Annotated in this window: 12 protein-coding genes; 2 read left to right on the top strand and 10 right to left on the bottom strand. The window is 43.8% G+C overall.

Annotated elements, in window-relative coordinates; all coding sequences use genetic code 11:
* Nucleotides 1–7 precede the first annotated feature (7 nt).
* Complete coding sequence (locus tag BUQ78_RS07950; protein WP_074199844.1) at nucleotides 8–1,207, bottom strand: hypothetical protein; 1,200 nt, start codon at nucleotides 1,205–1,207, stop codon at nucleotides 8–10.
* Nucleotides 1,208–1,484: 277 nt separating this feature from the next.
* On the opposite strand from BUQ78_RS07950, the gene panC reads away from it, so the two are divergent.
* Nucleotides 1,485–2,333, top strand: a complete 849-nt coding sequence (gene panC, locus BUQ78_RS07945) for a pantoate--beta-alanine ligase (RefSeq protein WP_074199843.1) — start codon at nucleotides 1,485–1,487, stop codon at nucleotides 2,331–2,333.
* A 74-nt stretch (nucleotides 2,334–2,407) separates the two neighbouring features.
* Here panC and BUQ78_RS07940 read toward each other — a convergent pair whose 3' ends face one another.
* The 9 genes from BUQ78_RS07940 to BUQ78_RS07900 all read right to left on the bottom strand — a co-directional run bounded on the left by BUQ78_RS07940 (nucleotide 2,408) and on the right by BUQ78_RS07900 (nucleotide 14,166).
* Nucleotides 2,408–3,127, bottom strand: coding sequence for an ABC transporter ATP-binding protein (locus BUQ78_RS07940; protein WP_143228363.1), 720 nt, complete (start codon nucleotides 3,125–3,127; stop codon nucleotides 2,408–2,410).
* Nucleotides 3,124–3,870 carry an ABC transporter ATP-binding protein gene (locus tag BUQ78_RS07935; RefSeq protein WP_014807390.1) on the bottom strand — a complete coding sequence of 249 codons (747 nt, stop codon included), beginning with the start codon at nucleotides 3,868–3,870 and terminating at the stop codon, nucleotides 3,124–3,126. The genes BUQ78_RS07940 and BUQ78_RS07935 overlap by 4 nt, the downstream gene beginning before the upstream one ends.
* Nucleotides 3,867–4,859: a branched-chain amino acid ABC transporter permease gene (locus BUQ78_RS07930; RefSeq protein ID WP_014807391.1), complete on the bottom strand. Its 993-nt coding sequence runs from the start codon at nucleotides 4,857–4,859 to the stop codon at nucleotides 3,867–3,869. Before BUQ78_RS07930 ends, BUQ78_RS07935 begins: the two co-directional genes overlap by 4 nt.
* A 6-nt stretch (nucleotides 4,860–4,865) precedes the next feature.
* Complete coding sequence (locus BUQ78_RS07925; protein ID WP_014807392.1) at nucleotides 4,866–5,729, bottom strand: branched-chain amino acid ABC transporter permease; 864 nt, start codon at nucleotides 5,727–5,729, stop codon at nucleotides 4,866–4,868.
* An 81-nt stretch (nucleotides 5,730–5,810) separates the two neighbouring features.
* The gene (locus BUQ78_RS07920; protein WP_014807393.1) at nucleotides 5,811–7,085 is read right to left on the bottom strand and encodes an ABC transporter substrate-binding protein; all 1,275 of its coding nucleotides are present in this window, start codon (nucleotides 7,083–7,085) and stop codon (nucleotides 5,811–5,813) included.
* Between the two features lie 72 nt (nucleotides 7,086–7,157).
* Nucleotides 7,158–8,255 carry a M24 family metallopeptidase gene (locus tag BUQ78_RS07915; protein ID WP_074199842.1) on the bottom strand — a complete coding sequence of 366 codons (1,098 nt, stop codon included), beginning with the start codon at nucleotides 8,253–8,255 and terminating at the stop codon, nucleotides 7,158–7,160.
* A gap of 210 nt (nucleotides 8,256–8,465) precedes the next feature.
* Complete coding sequence (locus tag BUQ78_RS07910) at nucleotides 8,466–10,163, bottom strand: FAD-dependent oxidoreductase (protein ID WP_074199841.1); 1,698 nt, start codon at nucleotides 10,161–10,163, stop codon at nucleotides 8,466–8,468.
* Nucleotides 10,164–10,214: 51 nt separating this feature from the next.
* Complete coding sequence (locus tag BUQ78_RS07905) at nucleotides 10,215–11,480, bottom strand: YeeE/YedE family protein (protein ID WP_014807396.1); 1,266 nt, start codon at nucleotides 11,478–11,480, stop codon at nucleotides 10,215–10,217.
* Between the two features lie 271 nt (nucleotides 11,481–11,751).
* Nucleotides 11,752–14,166: a diguanylate cyclase gene (locus BUQ78_RS07900; protein ID WP_074199840.1), complete on the bottom strand. Its 2,415-nt coding sequence runs from the start codon at nucleotides 14,164–14,166 to the stop codon at nucleotides 11,752–11,754.
* A gap of 376 nt (nucleotides 14,167–14,542) precedes the next feature.
* Here BUQ78_RS07900 and BUQ78_RS07895 point away from each other — a divergent pair, with 376 nt between their 5' ends.
* Complete coding sequence (locus BUQ78_RS07895; RefSeq protein ID WP_074199839.1) at nucleotides 14,543–16,591, top strand: methyl-accepting chemotaxis protein; 2,049 nt, start codon at nucleotides 14,543–14,545, stop codon at nucleotides 16,589–16,591.
* The last annotated feature ends 13 nt before the right edge of the window (nucleotides 16,592–16,604 follow it).

The following is a 16,604-nucleotide window of genomic DNA, read 5'->3' as shown; positions in this document are numbered from 1 at the left end:
TAAGAATTTATAGCAGCTTTACAAGAAATCCCGCCAAGAAGACCGATGCAATGGTGACTGTGGTAAAGCCAGAAACTAACATCTTGGGCAATATCTTAGTGAGCACAAATTCCTTCTCTGCGGGGGTCTCACCCACTGCATTTGCCACTTCCTGGGACACTATAAAGGTTCCCGGAAAGCCAAACAGACAACAAACACCGATTGCCAGGCTCATTTCCCATGAATATCTGAAAACTTTAGACAAAATCACTGAAGAGATGGCAATTCCAACTACAGCAACGGCAAAGGACAAGGCTATAGGAACTATTAGGGATATAACCATGCTTGGAGTGGCCTTGTTAAGATTCATAAAAATTGGCACCAACAATGCAAAAAGGGTAAAGCCCTCTGAATTGGCTTTGGTTAAAATCTTCGACTCAAGGAAACCAATCTCGTAAAACACGATGCCAAATATCAATGCCATCACGAACTTATCGATGACCCCGCCTAAAAGTTTTGAGACCATCACTGCCAGCCATCCCACAAGCATGGTCTTCATAATCAAGATAAAGGGTGTCTGTAACTCCTTCGGGGTTTCCGGTATAAACTTCCATTTCCGTTCATTATGATCAGTGTTATGATCATTGTTAGCCTGGGATTTCCGAGGCAGATCGCCTTTAAGAATACCTTCGGTTCTAAAAACATCACGAAGACGGCGCCCCTCTCGCGAAAGACAAATAGATGCTATTGGCAAGCCAACGAAGTTTTGAAGCACTAACAGAAGTGTCAGAAATACCAATACGGTCTCTAGGCCCTTGGCCTTTGCCGCCTCACTCATGATAAGGGTCGCCACCACTCCTCCAGAGATAGGACCAGCTGCCGGCACAGCAAACTCCCTACCTATGATAGGAGAGCCTATAAGAAACAGAGCGATGCTCGCAAATACTATGGCGCTTAATGCTATGATTACGGTCTTCCACTCTTCACGCAAATCCCTGAGCCTCATCAAGGTACCCATATGTACCATAAGCGTGGGAATCAATGCAAGAGAGAGCTTAACAATGGCGGCATCCTCAAATAATGTCTTGGGAACTCCAAACCAAAAGACTACCATGAATATGATTCCGGAAACGAATAACATGGAAAAAATTGCCTTAGTCTTTTGAGAAACGAAATCGCCAATAGCATATACCACGGCGATAATCAATAAAGCCGTTATAGCATCCATCCATATTCCTCCTTTTAACTACCATCAAATATATCTTTACAATTTTCTGGCACGCGAATTTAAGTGTATCATGAAATTAGAGCAATGCCATCCCATTACATGTCTGATTCCTTTCGTACACAATCCATTGTCATTTTCGTTGTCTTTACTACATACACGAGCTATAATACAAAAACTATCTTCAGGGATAATTCCAAAGCATCCAAATATAATGCACTTTTGATGTTAAATTAGTATAATAAAGTTATAAAATAGTTGAAGGGAGTGATTTCATTCCATGGAAGTCATAAAAAGTACAGCTGAGATGCAAGAAATATCCCTTCGCCTTAAGCGGGAAGGAAGAATTATCGGACTGGTACCAACTATGGGATATCTTCACGATGGACATTTAAGTCTTATCAAAAAGGCCAGGAGAGAAAACGATATCGTAATAATGAGCAACTTCGTAAACCCTCTCCAGTTCGGTCCCAAAGAGGACTTTGCCACCTATCCGCGCGATTTAGACCGTGATAACAAATTAGCGGAATCAGCTGGCGTGGATTATGTTTTTGCTCCCACAACTGAGGAAATGTACCCACAAGGCTATGACACCTACGTTGAAGTCAAAGGCCCTATTACTGAAAAGATGTGCGGAAAATCTCGACCAGGGCATTTTAAGGGTGTAACCACCGTCGTATTAAAGCTCTTTCTCATTACCCAACCTGACCGTGCTTACTTTGGCCAAAAGGACGCCCAACAGGCCATTGTTATTAGAAAAATGGTCACCGATCTAAATGTGCCCGTAAAGATCATAACCTGCCCCATCATCCGAGAGGAGGACGGTTTGGCACTTAGCTCTCGCAACACCTATCTGTCTTCGGAAGAAAGACTCCAGGCCCTTGCCCTCCCTAGGGCTTTATCAGCAGGCAGAGATATGATCATGAAAGGCGAGACCGATCCGCAAAAAGTGAGACTGCATATTAAACAAATACTGGAGTCATCGCCAGGCATTCGCGTGGACTACGTAGAGGTTATAGATGGGGATGATTTGTCCGATCTTTCCGTGATAAAGGGTAAAGTGCTTCTTGCTGCCGCGGTATATGTCGGGAAAACCAGGCTCATTGACAATATCGACCTCATGTTATAGAAGGTCCTACTCACAACTAAATAACAACAGGCAAACATGGGATCATCGTATAAGAGCGGCCCCATGTTGTGATTTTACATCCCAAGATATGCCCGCTTTATCTCATCGCTGTCAAGCAAATCCTTAGACATGCCAGATAATACAACCTTGCCGGACTGGATCACATAGCCTCTATCCGCAATCTCTAAAGCTTCTAAAACGCGCTGCTCCACCATCAGCACTGTGACTCCGTGTCGCCTTATTTCGACAACGGTTTGTAATACCTTTTCTACCAAGCTGGGCTGCAGACCTAAACTCAACTCATCCAAGAGTATCACTTTGGGCGCGCTCATGAGTCCCCTTGCAATGGCAAGCATCTGCTGTTCGCCGCCACTCATTGTTTCGGCCTTCTGAGTAAGCCTTTCCTTGAGTATGGGAAACAGCGAATAAACCCATTCCAAACGCTGCTCCACAACTTCTTTGCTTTCTTCCTTAAAGGCTCCTAGTTCCAAATTTTCTTTCACAGAGAGCTTGCCAAAGACCCTTCTGCCCTCGGGAACATAGGTAAGGCCCTTTCTTACCATTATATGAGCGGGGAGCCCCGTGACATCCTCGCCATAAAATTTGACAAAACCATCCGTTGGGCGTAACAATCCGGCTATGGTGCGTAGGGTTGTCGTTTTTCCCGCTCCATTGGCTCCAACGATGGCAACTATCTCGCCTTCTTTCACTTCGAATGAAATTCCGTGAAGTACAGGTACCCCCTCATACCCGGCACATAAATTCTTGACTTCCAGCGCAAAGTCAGCCATCATGCCTTCATCTCCCTCAGTCGGTTGCTAAATTTCTCGCCCAAATATGCGGCTATGACCCTTTCGTTTTGGACTACTTCGCTCGGTGGACCTTCCGCTATCTTTACGCCGCCATCCAGGACTACTACCTTATCTGCCAAAGGCATGAGCGCTTCCATAATATGCTCTACTACCAAAAGCGTTACTCCTTTTGTCTTGATATTTCTTAATAAATCCACAGCCTCCTTCAATTCTGTTCCTGTTAGTCCTGCCATTACTTCATCGAGCATTAAAAGTCGAGGCTGAGTGGCTAAGGCTCTTGCTAATTCGAGGCGCTTTTTTAGACCGATGGTGAGGCTACCGGCTCTCTTATTTCTATGATCTTCCAGATGACACATTTTAAGACACGCCTCGGCAACATCCAAGGCGGCATCGATGCTCGCATTCCTCAAAAAAGCCCCTACAAGTATGTTGTCAATGACGCTCATATCATTTAAGGGGCGTACTATTTGAAACGTTCTGACTGCTCCTAATCGGGCTACCTTGTGAGGAGGCCATTTTGTGATGTCGACACCGTCGTAAAAAATCTTGCCGGATGTAGGCTTGTATACGCCGGAGATGCAGTTAAAAAGGGTGGTCTTACCGGCACCGTTTGGACCTATGAGGCCTACGATTGTGCCTTCCTCCACATCGAAGGAAACATCGTTATTTGCGACTAGGGAGCCGAATTTCATCGTTAAGTCGCGAACCTCAAGCAAGGCCATCATTCATCGCCCCCCTTGGCAGCCTTAGAGCGACTTGCCAACCAGCTTATGAAACCCATAACGCCTTTTGGCTGTCTGATCACTATAACAATTATCAAGATGCCGAATATGATTAAATCTACCCCTCCACCTAACCCTCCCCATATGGCGCGAGTGTATTCTTGTAAGGGGATCAATATAGCCGCACCAAGCAGTGGCCCCCAAAGAGTCCCAAGCCCACCAAGGATCGTTATAAGCACGAATCTCATGGACATATCCAGGGACATGACCATTGGCGGATCAACTCTTAAGTTATATTGCACAAAAAAGGCACCACACAGAGCCGCCAAAAAAGCAGAAATGGCTATGGCTGTGAGTTTCACTGAGGTGCTGTTAACTCCAAGAGACTCGGCAGCTTCTTGCCCATCCCTTACAGCTTTCATGTAGTAACCCAATTTATTAGCTTCCATCCAACGAACGAAGGAAAAGATTATGAGAAACAATATGAAGGCGCCATAATAGTATTGAGTCTTGCTCTGAAACCACATAAAATTCTTCCAGCCTTCCTCTATTATGGGGTAATCAAGCCCCATAGCTCCGCCTACCCAATCCCAGACCATAAAGAGCCTGTTAAATATCTCCACGATAGCAAACGTAGCTATGGCAAAGTAATGACCCTTGAGCCTAAAACAGGGATAGCTCATGGCTATCGCTACGATCATTGCCAAAAAGGCACCAGCGATAACGCCCGGCCAAGGAGCAAGGCCATAGGTTACGACGGCCATACCGGTACCATAGGCACCAATCCCGAAAAAAACCGAATGGCCAAATGAAACCTGGCCGCAATAGCCCCCCAAAATATTCCAAGCCTGAGACATGCATGCAAAAAGTAATATTGATACCAGGACATGTTGAGCAAAGGGTCCCTGCAGCGGCCCCGGGATGAGCGGCAACAGGGCAAGAACAATAAGCATCACGTACCAAAGGCGACGATCTCTCCTTGAACGACCCACGCGTCATCACCACCCAAACAAGCCTCTGGGCTTGATCAATATGACAATTAAATAGAGCCCAAAGACCGCAACATACTTAAATATTGGCGCTATGTAAAACCCTACCAGCGCTTCAATCAACCCAACGAGCAACGCTGCAAGCAAAGAGCCTATAATGCTACCAAATCCCCCCATGGCGACGCAAATAAAGGCTATAAGGCTAAATAGGCTTCCCACTTCAGGATGCACAGGCATATACATTGGAAGCAAACCGCCGGCTATGCCTACACATGCTCCTCCAATGCCGAAGACCAAGGCATAAATTTTGTTCGTATCTATACCCATCAGCTCAGCGGCATCCCTATCCATGGCTGTAGCCTGTATAGCCCAACCGATTTTGGTGCGTGTCATAAAATGGTAAGTTAGTAAAATTATCACCATTGAAGCAACGGCAATTATAAATTGAGGCAAAGAAAGAATTAAATTATTTCCAAGCTGTATGACCTTACCTCCCAGATAAGTATCGGACAAAAGCTTAAAATTTGGCGAAAACCTGTTCAGACATATGTTTTTAAGGAGCATAGATAGCCCAAAAGTAGCAAGTAATGCCGAAAGGGCAGGTTTACCGATTAGCTGACTAACTATCAATTTATAAACTATCACAGATAACAAAAAGACGAATATCCCCGAAGCGATCCAGGAAATTAATGGATCCACGTGCATCAAAAAACCTAGCCAATAACTTACATACATGGCTATCATTAAAAATTCGCCATGGGCAAAATTGATGATGTCCATGACGCCCCATATCAAAGACAGTCCAATAGTTACGAGCGCGTAAAGCATGCCGTTGAGCAAGCCATCGAGCACAACCTGAAGAAATACGGCCATCGTCGACTCCTCCCCAGTTTTAATCAAGGGAGAAGGCCTCTATGACGAAGCCCTCCCCCTTGGGCCTGTTCAAATAAACCGTTATTTGCGCTTATCCCAAGAAGGCATAGGAACTACTGGCTCAAAGTTGGCAAATTGCTCGGGGAATACGCGCTTATATTGTCCGCCGACGAGCTGGGTAACTATGCTCATGGCCTTTATATTCTGGCCACCTGGGGCAAAGGCCACCTTGCCGCCTAGAGATAGCGGCGAATCCCACTCGTTAGCATACAAGGCATCCACGATCTTTTCCGTATCAAGCGAACCCACCTTTTCTATTGCCTGCGCTAAAACTAGCATTGCCACGGCTTCCTGGATACTATCGCTATCAAATGGAACTGGGGGGTTTATCTTCTTTTTGTAGATTTCCTCGACAGGGGCAACAGCCGGCATCAGTTCTGCCAATTCAGGAGAATAACCCGTTGTCCCCATGAAGTAATCTCCGTCCCCTCCCAATTGTTTTGCAATCAGAGGATCTTGATACCCGGAACAATAGTTGAGAGAAACCTTGGGAAGCCATGACATCTGCTTCATGGTCTTAATCCAAAGGATGTAGTCGGCGCCAAGGCAAGCTCCAAATACCACGTCAGGGTTTTTACCCTTTAGCATCTGCACTTCGCTATTTAGGTTTGTGGCACCCGGATTGAAAGCAACATCAGCAACATACTGGAATCCTGCTGCCTCTATGGCTTTCTTTGCTTCTTGAGCGGCATGCTTGCCGAACTCGGTATTTTCATAAATTACTCCAAAGGTCTTATAGTTGGTCCCCTTAGTCTCGTTGAGCCATTTAATGAAATTCACGAATTCGATGGATTCCGTCTCATCCGTTGGAGCTATGCGGAAAAAGTACCTAGTTCCTCTCTTGGTCAGTTCGGCAGAGCTGGAGCAGCCGCACATAAATATTTTCTTTCTACGCTCTGCCACGAGGCTTGCCGGTTTTGTGACGGCGCTGTTATAACTTCCAATGACGGCAAAGACTCCTTCCTGATCATAAAGGCGCTCGGCCTCGCTTTTACCGACGTCTGGTTTGCCCTGGTGGTCTGCATGGACTAAGACGATCTTGTGTCCACCCAATAAGCCCTTTTGGGCAGCTAGGGGTACAGGAATGTTCGGATAGGAGTTGTTTATGAGGTCAACCGCAGCTTCTACCGCTGCCTTGCATCTTTGCCCTGCCAGCGCCACGGGTCCCGTTAGAGGAAAAAGCGTACCGATCTTTATCACCTTTTCCTCACAGTAAGCAGCGCCGCAGGACATAAACCCAACCAACAGCGCAATGGCCGTTAGCCACATAACTTTTTTGCCTAACCGCTTGCCCATACCAACAACACCTCCCCAAGATTATCTCTAAATGCTGCTTACACAATAGTATATAGACCAATTAAAGAGACGTCAAATAACCGTGATTTCCTTAGGTAGTTTGGAAAGAGGCTTGCAACCATCCTTTGTCACGACAACGATATTTTCGATGCGAATCCCTATCTTGCCAGGGATGTAAATTCCAGGCTCTATGCTGAAGGCCATGCCCGGTTCCAGGGGCATCTTGTTGCCTTCCATAATATATGGAGCCTCGTGAACTGCAACGCCTATGCCGTGGCCCAGCCTGGTGTTGAAATATTTACCGTAACCAGTATCTTCTATGACCTTCCTTGCCGCCCTGTCCACCTCTTCGGCCGGAACTCCAGGCCTTACCGCAGCTTCACCAGCCTCCTGGGCCTGCAAGACTATCTCGTAAAGCTTCTTTTCTTCTTCTGTCGGCTCGCCTACGAAAACGGTACGGGTAGTGTCCGAACAGTAGCTTTCATACCTACACCCAAAGTCAACGAGCACAAGATCGCGTTCCCCTATAACTCCTTTTGAGCCGTTGTAATGGGGCTTTGATGCATTTTCCCTTCGCGCGACTATGATATCAAAGGCAGGGCCGTCAGCTCCATGCTTCTCAAAAAGATCGATAAGTTGCTTCTTGATCTCACCCTCCGTCATTCCTGGTCTTATAAAACCTAAAAGTTCCTTAAAGGCCGCATCGGAAATTTGAGTTGCCCTTTCAAGTTTCTCTACTTCAGAGGGGCTTTTGATTATCCTCATCTTGTCCAGAAAATGCCAGCCATTTACCAACTTTACTCTGTGTCTATCGGCTATCTCGATAGCATCCACCGCACGTATCCCATAGTTAACCGCAATTTGTTTACCGTTAAGATCAAAATCGTCCATGGCTCTTGCTAATGTTGGATAAAACCAATCTTTATCTTCCCATATATATGCCGGTGTGTCCTTGCCAAAAGCAGCCTCAAATTCTTCCAAGTATAAATAGGGCGTGACGTAAAAGTATTTACCGTTCGACAATATAAAAAGCCCCTTAAATCGTTCGCATTCTCCAGTTTTAAGTCCGCCTAAATATTCCAAATCATCCCCCGGCCCCAAAAGAAGGGCATCAATTCCCTTAATTTGCAGGTCCTTCGAAATTTCCTGCACCTTATTTCTGTCCAGCATCCTCAAATGCCTCCCCTGTCTAATGGCTTTTCTTTTTCACGCAAAACAACTGCTATGCCTCTACTATACACAGTATATCTTATATTTGAAGATGACGAATAAAATTTACGAAAGGTTTTGAGTCAATCATATGCTTGGATATCTGTAGGGAAAATAAAAAGGGCCTCCATCTTATGGATAGCCCTTTTTATTAAATTGGTCCTACTCAGTTTACTTAAAATTATAATCTGTGACGATTCTTTCTCTTCCCGTTACCTGATCCATGTAATATTCATAGCAACAAATACCTAAAAACGATCCCGAAATATTGTAAACGTTTTCAAAACCTCTTCCCTGTAAGGCCATTACAGCGTAGTAACTGCGTTGTCCGGACCGGCAATGCACGTAAACGGGACGATCCTTAGGAACTTCGTCGATTCTATTTCTCAGCACACTCAAGGGTATATTTACCGCATTCTTGAGATGACCCTTCTCGTATTCATCCTTTTCTCGTACGTCAATTATGTAGGCACCAGATTCCACCAATTCCCTAACCTTGGTAACCGGAACCTGCCTGAAGCGGCCATGCAACAAGTTGAGTCCAACCAGCGCTGCGATATTCACGGGATCCTTTGCCGTATTATACAAAGGCGAATAGCTCAATTCCAGCTCCTTCAAGTCCTCTAACGTAGCACCCATGCGAATCATAGCGGCGATTACGTCTATCCTCTTATCCGCAGCTCCCTTTCCTATGGCCTGTGCTCCTAAAATTTTCCCGGTTGGATATTCATATATTAACTTAAGGTGAAGAGGATTGCAGTTGGGCATCAAGCTCACTTTATCATTTGGTATTATGTAAACGAAATCGTAGGGAATTCCACAGGCCTTGGCGGTCTTCTCATTGATCCCCGTGCATGCGGCATTCAAGCTGAAAACCCTCACGACGGAGGACCCTATTACGCCTTTGTTGGAATGAGGAATGTTATATATGTGGTCTGCTGCAGCCCTGGCTTGCATTTGAGCCGGTTCTGCCAAAGCTAATATTGTTGGCTTGCGATTGATGCAGTTATATATCTCAATTGCGTCTCCAACAGCATATATATCCCTATCGCTTGTCCTGTAATTTGCATCTACTTTAATGCCACCGGTTTCGCCAATCTCAAGGCCAGTTTCTTCAGCCAATTTGGTTTCCGGGCGTACCCCAACTGCCATTATCACAGCACCGGACTTAATCTTTCTACCGGACTTCAATTCCACCGAATCGTCAAAAATCTTAACCACAGAATCATTTAATATCAAGTTGACACCATTATCATAAAGTTCCTTGTGTAGTATTTGGGCCATGTCGTAATCAAAAGGAGCCATGACCTGATCCATGGCCTCGATTAAACTTACGTTGTAGCCTGCTATCCTCAAGTTCTCAGTGACCTCGATCCCAACGTATCCGCCGCCCACAACTGTTATGTCATTTATCTTATTGCTCTCAATGTAGTTCTTTATTCTAGCCACATCTACTACATTTCGTAGCGTGAATACGTTAGGACGATCTAAACCCTCAATGCTCTTGGGCAAGACAGGCCTTGCACCTGGTGCCAGAATCAACTTATCATAACGCTCCTCATATTCTTCGCCGGTCGACAAGTTTCGAACAACTATTTTCTTTTCATCTCTTTTGATCCTCACTACTTCGCTATTGACACGAACCTCAATATTATGCTGCTTTTTAAACTTTTCCGGCGTCATTAAGATTAAATCTTCGCTATTTTTGACAATGCCGCTTAGGTGAAACGGAAGAGCACAGTTGGAAAAAGAGACGTGAGGCCCCCTCTCAAACATTATTATTTCGGCTAATTCATCAAGCCTTCTCAATCTTGCTGCGGCTGAGGCTCCTCCCGCCACTCCTCCAACTATCAAAATTCGCTTTCCCATCTTAATTCCTCCTTTGATTCAAATCGCCATCATACCTAAATAGCTAGACATCTATTTAGAAGATGGAAATTTGAAAAACATCTTTTCGCTGACTATTGCTCCTAATACCATGAAGACCAAAAAAATCCAACCTGATAACGAAAGCTCGGCAATTGGGCTATACAGGGCCCCAACATTACAACCGTTAGCAAGGCGAGTCCCCAACCCCATGGTGATGCCGCCAAAACCATAAAAAAGGGCTTCTCTTACCGGAATGCGTAGCCCTGATTTGAACGATTTTACAAATTTCCCGGCAGTCATGAGATAAAGAATTGTTCCTACCACGATTCCGAAGTTTTGAACCAAACCTTCGTTTTGAAAAAATGGGGTTGAATAAGCAGTCGCCGGCATTTTTGTGAAGTTTGCCAAAGTTTCTGGCGAAACGCCAAATAACATCAGTAGTTTTCCCATGAATATCCCATGTGGAGTTGAGGCACCCCAACCAGCCTTTGTAACACTGAACAAAATCGTAAAGAGAATGGTCAATATAATGGCGCCTTCAATTAAGGTCCAAGGTTTAACAAATATATGTTCATAAGTTTCCGCATTAAACAATTTGAATGAGGCGGCATCGAATTTTTTTCTATTTTCCTGCTCCATCTCCATGGGATTGCCAATGTACGTGTTGCTCAACTTGCGTTTCTTTTCATATTGATAGGAAATGAATATCACTATTGAAGAAAACAGCCCTATTAACAAGACTGCTCCTAAATAGCCATTGAGACCATCCCATTTAAAAAGGTCCGGCAAGAACACTCCTCCGCCCGACATCGCTCCAGTGGGAGAGGTTATCCAGGAATTTTTAACCCAACCCATGCTATTTTGAATCGGAAACCCTAACAGCACGCCTAATCCGAAAAATACAATAACAACTAAAGCTCTTGTAAAGCTCGAGGCCAGTGTAGTAAGCACTCCGGTAGCACAACACATGGCGATGCACATGCCAAAGCCGAAAAGAAAAGCTCCCACAATTAACCCCATATTGATGGGATTTATCCAAAGCTTGTAACTTGTGGGGTCGGAACGAAACAAAATGGCTGCAACTACCAGAGAGGTCACGAAAAACATTGCATTCATAGCTCTCATGAGTTTTGTTGAACCTGTCCTGTAGGCCCTATAAACACTGCCGGCAAAACCGGTGTAAGCCCTTGACAAGGTATATCCAAACCCAACACCCATGAGAAGTCTAAAATACAACATATCGGTCTTTAAAAGAACATTCCCAAGGATGAGCACCAAAATAAACCCTATCAGACCCATAACCTTTTCCGCCTTCATAGCAACATGCTTACCTCCCTATCTTCGGATACTTATTCGGATACTTATAAAGTATTTGTGAATGTGTTTGTTATATTATACTACACCCCCTATGGTATGCCAACAAAGAGACCCAAAAAAATTTTGGCCGAACACGAAGGATAGAATCTTAAGTTTTCATAGGCCATGCCTTAACTTATGATTGGGGTATTTGCAATAGGCCACTTCAATCTTACTTAGGTGCAGCCAGAACTCACACTACGAAAGGCTCCTAACTTTAGGATACTACATTTTAATCGTATTCAATTACAACCGAATTCTTGCCTTTAGCCTTTGCTCTATACAGGGCTTTATCGGCCCTTTTTATTGCTTCTTCGACGGGTTCATTGGGCAAATGCATGGATATGCCTATGCTAACTGTCACATCAATACCAGAAAAAGGTCGACTTTCTATTGCTCGCCTTAATCGATCTGCAACACAAAGAGCTTCATCCATAGTTATCATCGAAACGATTAAAAATTCGTCTCCACCCCATCTTACGAACAGATCATCTTTTCTGATAGTACTATTTACTAACTCGCTTAATTCCTTTAATACCGAGTCGCCAACCAAGTGACCATATGTATCGTTTATCTTCTTAAAACCATCTATATCGAATAAAATTAAACTAAGATTTTTTTCCAACTTTTTGCACCTAGAAACCAGATCGGGAAGCTTGTTTTGCAACCCATTTCTGTTTAAAATCCCCGTCAAAGGATCAGACATAGAGCTTACATAAAGCCCCTCTATCAACTGGGCCGTTTCCGCCTCTTTTAGTTTTTCTTCAGTGATGTTCCAAAATATTCCAGCAAATATTAAGGGGTTACCCTTAAGATCTCGCTCGACAACAAGACCTGTAGCCCCCATCCACATATATTCGCCATTTTTCCTTCTGAGTCTATATTTCATCCTATAATTTCCATTTGCACTTTCAAAAGTCCTTTTCAATGAAAGATTTAATTCCTCTCTGTCTTCAGGGTGCACAAGTTCCTCAAATTGAGAAAATGTTTTGATATCATCTTCAGTATATCCTAAAAGTTCATATCCGAAGGGATTCATGTGTAATTCATCCGTTTTTACATTACGTTCAAAATAGCCCACATTGCTTCCCATCAAGGTCAATTCCAAACGTCTCTTTTGGCCTTTCAGGGATTCCTGCATCTGTATTAATGTAGTTATATCTGTCATGACGACAAGCGTTCCTAAAATATTCTCGCCATTTCTAATCGGCCTTTTTTGAATATCTAAATAATGTGCCTCATTTGCCTTGTCCTTAAAAAGTATTTGAGCTGGTTGCAATACCTTATCATTTGCAATAGCATTTGAAATACTCAATTCTATGTCACCAGCTAGGGATATATCGGCGATACAATCGCTAATCTTACATCCCTTAATATTACTGCAGGTCGGTAACAGGTAATTTTCGAATGCATGATTCCATAGGATTATACTTCCATCGTTATCCATATAACATATGGCATCCGGAATGGTTTCTACTAACTGCATTAAAAAGGCCACTTCACGATTTAATTTTCTCTCGGCAATTTTTCGCTGTCTGATATTAATTATCAAAAACAAGACAAGGATGGACAATATTGAAACAATAAATATGGCAGGAAGAAGAACGCTTTTATACTTTCTATAGAAGTTATCGGGAATATTTAATATTATACTATTCTTTGGCAATAAAGTAGGACTAATGTGAAACCTCTTTAACTTACTAAAATCTACTAAGAAATTCTTCGGAAGTTCCATTGTTATGGGAATAAACCTTATATCTTGCCCAGCCAAAACAGAATCCAAAATCTTAACTACCGCTTTAATCTGTGTCTCAGGCGTTGGAGCATAAGAGGCTAATCCTCCCTTTAAATTTACAAGGGGAGTTAGTAATGTCACAACAGGTAAATTTATTTCGTTTAACAGTTCGCTAACTCTTTCTACTGTATATACATTGTTCTGCTCATCCCTCAAGTATGAAATCAGAAGAATTGCGGACCCTTCGGGAGCGTCTTCGAACCTTTCTTTCATCTCATTCCAAGGCAATCCTATGAGATATTCCACAGAAAGATTCCCTAATCTTTTAAATATAAGCCGGGCCATTTCGTACAGGTCGATGCCCAATGTCGTCCTATCGGTCACGACAAACACATGTTTTACGGACAATATTTGTAGCATTAAATCGACATTTGCCGCGACATCCAAATCCTCGAACACTCCCGTCATATTTCGCTCCAAAGCTGCAAAATATACCAAGGCTCTATTTGCCACGCTTCCAAACACAACGGGGATATCAGATAAATTGCCGAGATCTTTTCTGTGGGCAATTAAGAAATTTAAGGCATCGTCATCGAAGCATAATATGATATCTATATTTTGATTCGCATATTTGGATTTGATGTATTCCTTGAACTTATCATAATAGCCACCAGGATCAAACCTCTTTGCATCAAGAAACTCATAAAAAAGGTCGATCGAGTAATCCTTCTCTTGCAATTCCCTTTCAAGAGTATCGTTAAATATCCTAGTGTAAATATATTTCGGATCATATGAATGCAATACTAGGATTCGTCGTTCCCCACATATAGCAACCGTGCTGAACGACAACAGTAATAATATGGATAGACATATTCTATTTCTCAATTTGCCCTTAATCCAAAGACGCCACATGAAATTGCCTCCGCTTGTAATACTATGAGGAGATAGACTACCATCACATTTGACCCACACCCGCCTTATATTGACAGGATAGAACATCCTCTCTATTACTACTGCAACATTATAATAACGCTGTAATTAATAGAATAGTTTCTTTATTAGCCTTCATTTTAATTTATTATATTATAATACATGATGCGCCCTCATAGAAGACTTGTTTTTAAATTTTGTATTTTACAAGATTTAGAACATGTGTAACAATATTACTGATAAGAGCAAATTTAACCTTAACTCACGACAGAGGTATAATTATCCATGTTGCCACCATGGGAAATAATCCACACTTCACAACACCCCGCTAATTTTTAATGAATAGGAGGAATGCCAATTGACCGTTAAGCGCAGGCTCATCTTGCTGTCAGCTGGAATTTTGATAGCTTTGTGCGTGGTTGGGTTATTGTTTTATAGGGGAAGCCGTGCAATTATTATCGACCAAATCGATCAAGGCGGAAGAATGGCGGCCGATACAGCTACTGCGTCGCTTTCCAACTGGATAGACATTCACACTAATATAGTAAAACTCATGGCGGAAAATATAACATACATGTGGGAAAACTACGGAATTTCCGGTTACCTCATTAAGGATTATCTAACGAAGACCTTGGATAAACATAAGGACTTGGGCTTTATTGAAATTTACATGTGTACCACCAGAAATGAATTCATGAGCGCTACCGGTTGGGAGCCACCTGCTGGGATGGACATGCGCCAGCGTCCCTGGTATGTAGCAGCAGAAAAATCAAGCGACGCAATCTTCACAGAGCCCTACGAAGCGGTGAATGTGAAGGGCCTGGTAGTCACCGCGGCCATCGCGGCGAGAGACAGAAAAGGAGAGCTGTTAGGCGTTGTGGCTGCTGATATTTTAATCGATGATGTAATAAATTTCGTGACTTCCCAGAAACTGCTTGGTTATGGCTACGGCATGCTTCTAGATCAAAAGGGTAATCTTATAGCTCACCCAAATAAGGATTACATCATGAAGCTTAATCTAACACAACCATCCAACGTCGTATCGCAAGATCTCGTTTCGATCGCTCAAAAGATGATCAAAGGAGAGAAATCTGACGGCACATACACGCTAAACGGGGAACAAAGAAGGATATTTTTTGCCCCCCTCAACAATGGCTGGTCCGTAGGGATCACAGCTACTACCAAGGAGATTTTTAACCCTCTGATAAAACTTGGAATCACATTGCTCATAATCAGCGTGGTATGTCTAATAGCCTTAGGGCTATTTATATTCTTCACAGCTAGGGCCATAACGAATCCCATCTCCAAGCTTTTAAGCGTAGCTCAAAGTGTGACCAAGGGCGAGCTGACCGCAAGGGCCTCTCTGCAGGGAAATGATGAGCTTGCCCAGGTAGGAAAGGCATTGGATCAACTAATTGAGCACCAGAGACAAATACTCCTTGATCTAAGAGCCAGAAGCGACAAGCTGTCACGTGATGCAGATTCCCTGGATGAGATTTCCGAGACCACTGCCAAATTTGTTGAGGTAATAACCAGAGAAGCAAAGGAATTAAAAGAAATCGCCGAGGACAACGCAGATGCCATTTCTTCGGCAAACGCCGGCATAGAAGAGGTGGCCTCAGCTGCTCAAGGAGCTGCAAAAGCAGCTGCCGAGGCTTCCAGTCAGGCCGAAATCCTACGAGGAAATGCCCAAGAAACCGGCAATCTGATAACCAGTGCAGCAAGGCGTGTGACAGAAATGGCTGACTCGTTCCGTCAGATTGCTAAAGTAATCACACAATTGAATGACCGGGCGGGGCAGATAGGAAGTATCGTATCCACCATTTCCGGTGTAGCCGACCAGACAAACCTGCTTGCTTTGAACGCGGCTATAGAAGCTGCAAGGGCCGGCGAATATGGCAGAGGATTTGCGGTAGTAGCTGACGAGGTAAGAAAGCTTGCCGAAGAAAGCAACAAGGCTGCCATGGAGATAGGTGCCTTGGCTAAATCAATTATAGAAGAGACCTCCAAAGCCGTAGAAGTTACCAATAAAGGCGTTGAGCTCGCAGGAGCAGGCGAAAAGGAAGCGTTGATGATGGAAACGCACATATCCGATGTGCTTAAGGCCATCGAGCTCATAGTAGATCAGATTCAAAACGTAGCCGCTACAGCCGAGGAACAATCAGCAAGCACTCAGGAAATGGCCGCCTCAATAGACAGGGTTGCTCAGGGAGTTGAGACAACACGCAAGAAAGCAGATGAAATGACTAAATCGGTCAAAGAATTGGAAGAACGGGTGACAACTTTAAAGCATGCCTCCGAAGAGCTGGAAGCACTTGCCAAGGAGTTGCACGCAGAGATTAAACTATACAAACTAGATTCTTCGGTAACCGCCGCCCAATCAACAGGACTCGTTCCTTTAGATTAACCAAAAACTAGCG

It is taken from the genome of Acetomicrobium flavidum, from assembly GCF_900129645.1.
Lineage (GTDB): Bacteria > Synergistota > Synergistia > Synergistales > Acetomicrobiaceae > Acetomicrobium > Acetomicrobium flavidum.
This window is presented reverse-complemented; position numbering and strand designations above follow the sequence as displayed.

Coding starts and splice junctions, on each gene's coding strand:
- BUQ78_RS07950 (WP_074199844.1), bottom strand. CDS start 1,207: ATGGATGCTATAACGGCTTTATTGATTATCGCCGTGGTATATGCTATT.
- panC (WP_074199843.1), top strand. CDS start 1,485: ATGGAAGTCATAAAAAGTACAGCTGAGATGCAAGAAATATCCCTTCGC.
- BUQ78_RS07940 (WP_143228363.1), bottom strand. CDS start 3,127: ATGATGGCTGACTTTGCGCTGGAAGTCAAGAATTTATGTGCCGGGTAT.
- BUQ78_RS07935 (WP_014807390.1), bottom strand. CDS start 3,870: ATGATGGCCTTGCTTGAGGTTCGCGACTTAACGATGAAATTCGGCTCC.
- BUQ78_RS07925 (WP_014807392.1), bottom strand. CDS start 5,729: ATGGCCGTATTTCTTCAGGTTGTGCTCGATGGCTTGCTCAACGGCATG.
- BUQ78_RS07920 (WP_014807393.1), bottom strand. CDS start 7,085: ATGGGCAAGCGGTTAGGCAAAAAAGTTATGTGGCTAACGGCCATTGCG.
- BUQ78_RS07915 (WP_074199842.1), bottom strand. CDS start 8,255: ATGCTGGACAGAAATAAGGTGCAGGAAATTTCGAAGGACCTGCAAATT.
- BUQ78_RS07910 (WP_074199841.1), bottom strand. CDS start 10,163: ATGGGAAAGCGAATTTTGATAGTTGGAGGAGTGGCGGGAGGAGCCTCA.
- BUQ78_RS07905 (WP_014807396.1), bottom strand. CDS start 11,480: ATGAAGGCGGAAAAGGTTATGGGTCTGATAGGGTTTATTTTGGTGCTC.
- BUQ78_RS07900 (WP_074199840.1), bottom strand. CDS start 14,166: ATGTGGCGTCTTTGGATTAAGGGCAAATTGAGAAATAGAATATGTCTA.